Origin of the sequence: Fructobacillus tropaeoli, assembly GCF_016860625.1 — a bacterium.
Lineage (GTDB): Bacteria > Bacillota > Bacilli > Lactobacillales > Lactobacillaceae > Fructobacillus > Fructobacillus tropaeoli.
Genome location: NZ_BOJU01000011.1, coordinates 1 through 441, shown reverse-complemented (window position 1 = coordinate 441; position 441 = coordinate 1). Strand labels below are relative to the sequence as shown.

1 protein-coding gene is annotated in these 441 nt (G+C 41.3%); it reads right to left on the bottom strand.

Features of this window, described 5'->3' with window-relative positions; translation table 11 throughout:
* Positions 1-441 (bottom strand): IS30 family transposase (locus FT12353_RS08450; RefSeq protein WP_373299363.1); only part of this gene is annotated, 441 nt, incomplete at both ends.

Below are 441 nucleotides of genomic sequence, written 5' to 3'. Positions count from 1 at the left end.
GAACAGTATCAACTTCCCAGTGCCCAAATTCTTTCCGTTCATTCACTTTTTCAGGACGTTTTTCAATGGTTTGTTCTACTTTGAAAGTTCCACGTGTTTCTTTCTTGCGACGTTGGTAGACATTCCGGTGTGGCAAGTCTGATAACGAGAAATTTAAGCGACCATTGTTCAACCAGTTGTACACAGTTGAAGTCGCCAATTTCAACTTGTAAGCAACTATTTCAGGCGACCAAGTCAGTCGAAGATGGTTTTCGATTAGGCGCTTCTTGTCAGGAGTCAGAGACGATTTTCGTCCACACTGACCACGCTTTCTATCGGCATCTTTTTGTGCTAATTGGGCATTGTAGGGTTGAACACGATGGAGTTCGTAGTGAATCGTTGATTTTGCAAAACCAAGAGTATCTGCAATCAATTGCATAGAATATCCTAATTTGTGTAATT